The sequence below is a fragment of the Saccharopolyspora sp. NPDC002686 genome, from assembly GCF_040295745.1.
Classification (GTDB): domain Bacteria; phylum Actinomycetota; class Actinomycetes; order Mycobacteriales; family Pseudonocardiaceae; genus Saccharopolyspora; species Saccharopolyspora oryzae.
On sequence record NZ_JBEOVY010000515.1, the window covers coordinates 1 to 3,761 of the forward strand.

The following is a 3,761-nucleotide window of genomic DNA, read 5'->3' on the forward strand; positions in this document are numbered from 1 at the left end:
GTCGCAGCAGATCAAGAGGTTGGAGCGCCAGGTCGGGTTGCCCGTGCTCGCGCCCGCCGGGCGCGGCGTGGTGCTCACACCAGCCGGCCATTTGCAGTTTCAATTGAAACTGCGGTCTGGACGACCGGACCGACGACGGTTCCGTCCCCGGATCAACGTCGTTTCTTGCCCTTCTTGGCCGACGCCGCCGTCTTGCCCGGGCGGTTCTTCTTGACGTTCGACTTGCCGCCCGGCCGCTGGCCGTTGTTGCTCTTGGCCGGCTTGTCGGAGGTCGCCGTGGCGGTGGTGGCCGTCGACGCGGTCTCCTCCTCGCCGTCCTTGGCGTCCTGGCGGACCGGCTTCTGACCCGGCTTCGGCCGCGGGGCGGACTTCTTGGCCTCGATCTCCTTGGCCTTCTCCGCTTCCTGCTCGCGGTCGATCTTCTTGGTCAGGAAGTGCTGCTGGCCCAGGGTCCAGACGTTGTTGGCCAGCCAGTACAGCAGGACCGCGATCGGCAGGAACCAACCGGAGATGATCGCGCCGATCGGGGCGATGTACATCATGAACTTGGCCATCACCGCCGACTGCGGGTTGGCCATCGCCGCGTCGGTCTGCTTCTTCACCGACAGGCGCATGGTGAAGAAGGTGGCCACCGACGCGATCAGCATCAGCGGGATGCCGACGATCATCATCGAGGTGCGGTCGGTGCCGAACAGCGCCAGCTGGTCCGCGGGCTGGGTGATCCAGTTCGACAGCTTCGCGCCGAAGATCGAGGCGTTGATGAAGGAGTCGACGCCCGCCTTGTCGAAGATGAAGTTGCTCTGCGCGCCCGGGTGGAAGTTCCGCAGGACGTGGAACAGGCTCAGGAAGACCGGGATCTGCAGCAGCGCGGGCAGGCAGCCGCCGAGCGGGTTCACCCCGTGCTCGGACTGCAGCTTCTGCATCTCCTGCGCCATGCGCTGGCGGTCGTTCTTGTACTTCTCGCGCAGCTTCTGGATCTGCGGCGCGAACTTCGCCATCTTGCGCCCGGCGCGCATCTGGCTGATGGCGGGCTTGAGCAGCACCACGCGCAGCGTGAAGACCAGGAAGAACACGGCGAGCGCCCAGGCGAACCCGTTGTCCTCACCTAGCACGGAGCCGAAGACCTTGTGCCAGAACCACAAGATCGCCGACACCGGGTAGAGGATGAAGGAGAAGAAGCTTTCCACTCAGTCACTCCTGGTCTTGGACCACCCTGAACGTGGTCCGCCTGTCCGGCGCTACCGGGGCGTACGCAGTCAGCCGAACCGCGCAGGGTCGGCCAACCCAAGGGTGCCATGCCCGGGTGCCGCCCAACCGCCACCCCCCGAAAGGGGGACTTATAACACAGAGAGTCACAAGGCGGATCATGCCGACCCCGCCTAGCGTGTTCGCCATCTCACCGACGCCGAGGATCCGCGGAGCGAGACCCGCCACCGCTGCTGAATCCGAGGGATGACCTGCGGAACGAGGAGTGGCCGATGGCCGACGTGGAGAAGGGCGGCGAGAGCACGCTCACGGTGCTGGTCGCGCTGGGCATCAACCTGGCCATCGCCGCGATGAAGGCGGTCGCCGGGGCGATCACCGGTTCGGCGGCGATGCTCGCGGAGGCCGGGCACTCGGTCGCCGACACCTGCACCGAGGTGTTCCTGCTGACGGCGCTGCGGCGCTCCGGGAAGCCCGCCGACGCCCGCCACCCGTTCGGGTACGCAAGGAGCGGTACTTCTGGTCGCTGATCGCGGCGATCAGCATCTTCGTGTCCGGCGCGGTGTTCGCCTTCGTCGAGGGCTTCCGCACGCTGGCCGGCGAGCCGCAGGAGCAGACCCGGCCGCTGGTCGGCTACGCGGTGCTCGCGCTGGCCTTCGTGCTGGAGGGCGTGTCCTGGCTGCGCGCGATGCGGCAGGTGCGCGCCGAGGCCGCCGAGGACGGCGACACGATCCTGCACCACCTGCGGGTTTCGGACGATCCGACGGTCAAGACGGTGCTGCTCGAGGACAGCGCGGCGCTGGCCGGTCTGCTGCTGGCCTTCGCAGGGCTCGGGTTGCACGACCTCACCGGGTCGAGCGCGTGGGACGGCATCGCGTCCATCGCGATCGGGGCCCTGCTCGCGCTGGTGGCCTACACGATGGCCCGCACCAACCTCGGCCTGCTCATCGGCCAGCAGGCGGACCGCAGGCTGCTCTCGGCCGTGCGCCGCAGGCTGGACGAGCAACCGGAGGTGGACAGCGTGGTGGACATGCTGTCCATGAACGTCGGAACCGACCGGGTGCTGTGCTGCGCCCGCGTGGACTTCTCGGTCTCGCTGGACTCCACCGAGCTGGAGCACGCCGTGGTGCGCATCGACGGGATGCTGCGCGAGGAGTTCCCGGAGCTGGACGAGGTGTTCCTGGAGCCGGTTCCGCGCAACGACCCCGACCTGCGCGCCCGCGTCCTCGCCCGCTACGGCCACCCGCTCTGAGCACTTCGGGCCGCCGCCACGGCCCGAAGTGCTCACGGGTTCAGCGCTTCAGCGCCCGCGCGATGATCCGGCCGCCGAACAGGTAGATCAGCGCGGCGAGGCCGTAGTTGAGCACCACGCCGATCGTCGCGTCGCCGGGCTGGAACACGTCGCCGAGCCCGAACACGAAGAACTTCGCGGTCCCGTAGGTGAACGAGACGAAGCCGTTGTCCTGGTTCGCCCCGGTGACCACGAAGATGACGTGCAGCACGAAGATCAGCGCGATCAGGCCGGTGAACACCCCGATCAGGCGGCCGATGGTGTCCGCGCTGGGCCCGCTCATGCGGGGCTCGCGGTCGTAGCGCTCCTCCCGCGGCTCCCGCTCGCGACGGCGTTCGCGCTGCTGCTCGTCCCGCCGCCGGTCGTCGTAGTAGTCGTCCTGGTAGCGGTCGTCGCGCCCCTGGTCGTAGTGGTCGTAGTAGGCGGCCCGGTAGCCGTCGTCGTAAGCGTCGCGGTACCGCGCCTCGTCGCGACGGCCCTCGGCGTACGGGTCCGAGTCGCGGCCGGCGTCCGGATCGCGGAGCGTGCCGGACTCGCGGTAGGACGCGGGCTCGTCCAGACCGTCCAAGCGCTGCTGGACCCGCGTCGCCGGAGGCTGGTTCGGCGGCGGCCCCTGCATCGCGTTCGGCATCGGGGGCCCCTGCGGAGCGCCGGGAGGCGGACCGGGCGGCATGCCCGGACGGGCACCGGGCGGCATCGGTCCCGCACCAGGCGGCGGCCCCTGCGGCGCTGCACCGGGCGGCATCGCACCCTGCGGTGGACCAGGCGGAGGTCCCTGCTGACCAGGGGGCGGTCCCTGCCGCCCCTGCGGCGGGCCCGGAGGCATCGCGCCGGGCGGCGGCCCTGCCGGTCCGGCGCCGGGACCACCCGGGCCGGGCCGCACCTGCTGGGTCTCCTGCACCTGCGGCGGCTGGCCCTCCGGCGGCACCTGCCCCTGCCGGGGCGGCACCTGTCCGGGAGGCGCCTGCGGGGGACGACCTGGTCCCGGCGGCGGTCCGCCCTGCGGACGCCCCGGTGGCGGCCCGGAAGGTCCAGGGCCCTGCCCCCCGACTGGAGGCTCTGCACGCTCATTGGCCATGGCCGCGAATTGTCTCGGTTGATCGCCCCGGAGCAAAACCCCCACCCCCGGTCAACCCTGGTGGTCCGCACCACAATCCACCGAAACAGCCCCGCTGACCTGCGCAAACGTCCCGGATATCAACTTGTGCGCGATTTGCGGGCCATGCTCGGGTGGAACCCGCGCCGCTGGACCGGTGTGTGCGGCGGT

At 70.1% G+C, this 3,761-nt stretch carries 2 protein-coding genes and 2 pseudogenes; 2 read left to right on the forward strand and 2 right to left on the reverse strand.

Annotated elements, in window-relative coordinates; genetic code table 11:
• Positions 1 to 88, forward strand: a pseudogene (locus ABTZ89_RS36735) (helix-turn-helix domain-containing protein); the annotation flags it as partial.
• A 64-nt stretch (positions 89 to 152) separates the two neighbouring features.
• On the opposite strand, the gene yidC reads toward ABTZ89_RS36735, so the two are convergent.
• Positions 153 to 1,187: a membrane protein insertase YidC gene (gene yidC / locus ABTZ89_RS36740; RefSeq protein ID WP_351053666.1), complete on the reverse strand. Its 1,035-nt coding sequence runs from the start codon at positions 1,185 to 1,187 to the stop codon at positions 153 to 155.
• Between the two features lie 291 nt (positions 1,188 to 1,478).
• On the opposite strand from yidC, the pseudogene ABTZ89_RS36745 reads away from it, so the two are divergent.
• A pseudogene (locus ABTZ89_RS36745) lies at positions 1,479 to 2,455 on the forward strand (cation diffusion facilitator family transporter).
• Positions 2,456 to 2,495: 40 nt separating this feature from the next.
• Here the strand turns inward: ABTZ89_RS36745 and ABTZ89_RS36750 are convergent.
• On the reverse strand, positions 2,496 to 3,125 hold the full coding sequence (locus ABTZ89_RS36750) for a hypothetical protein (protein ID WP_270950017.1): 630 nt from the start codon (positions 3,123 to 3,125) through the stop codon (positions 2,496 to 2,498).
• Positions 3,126 to 3,761: the final 636 nt, after the last annotated feature.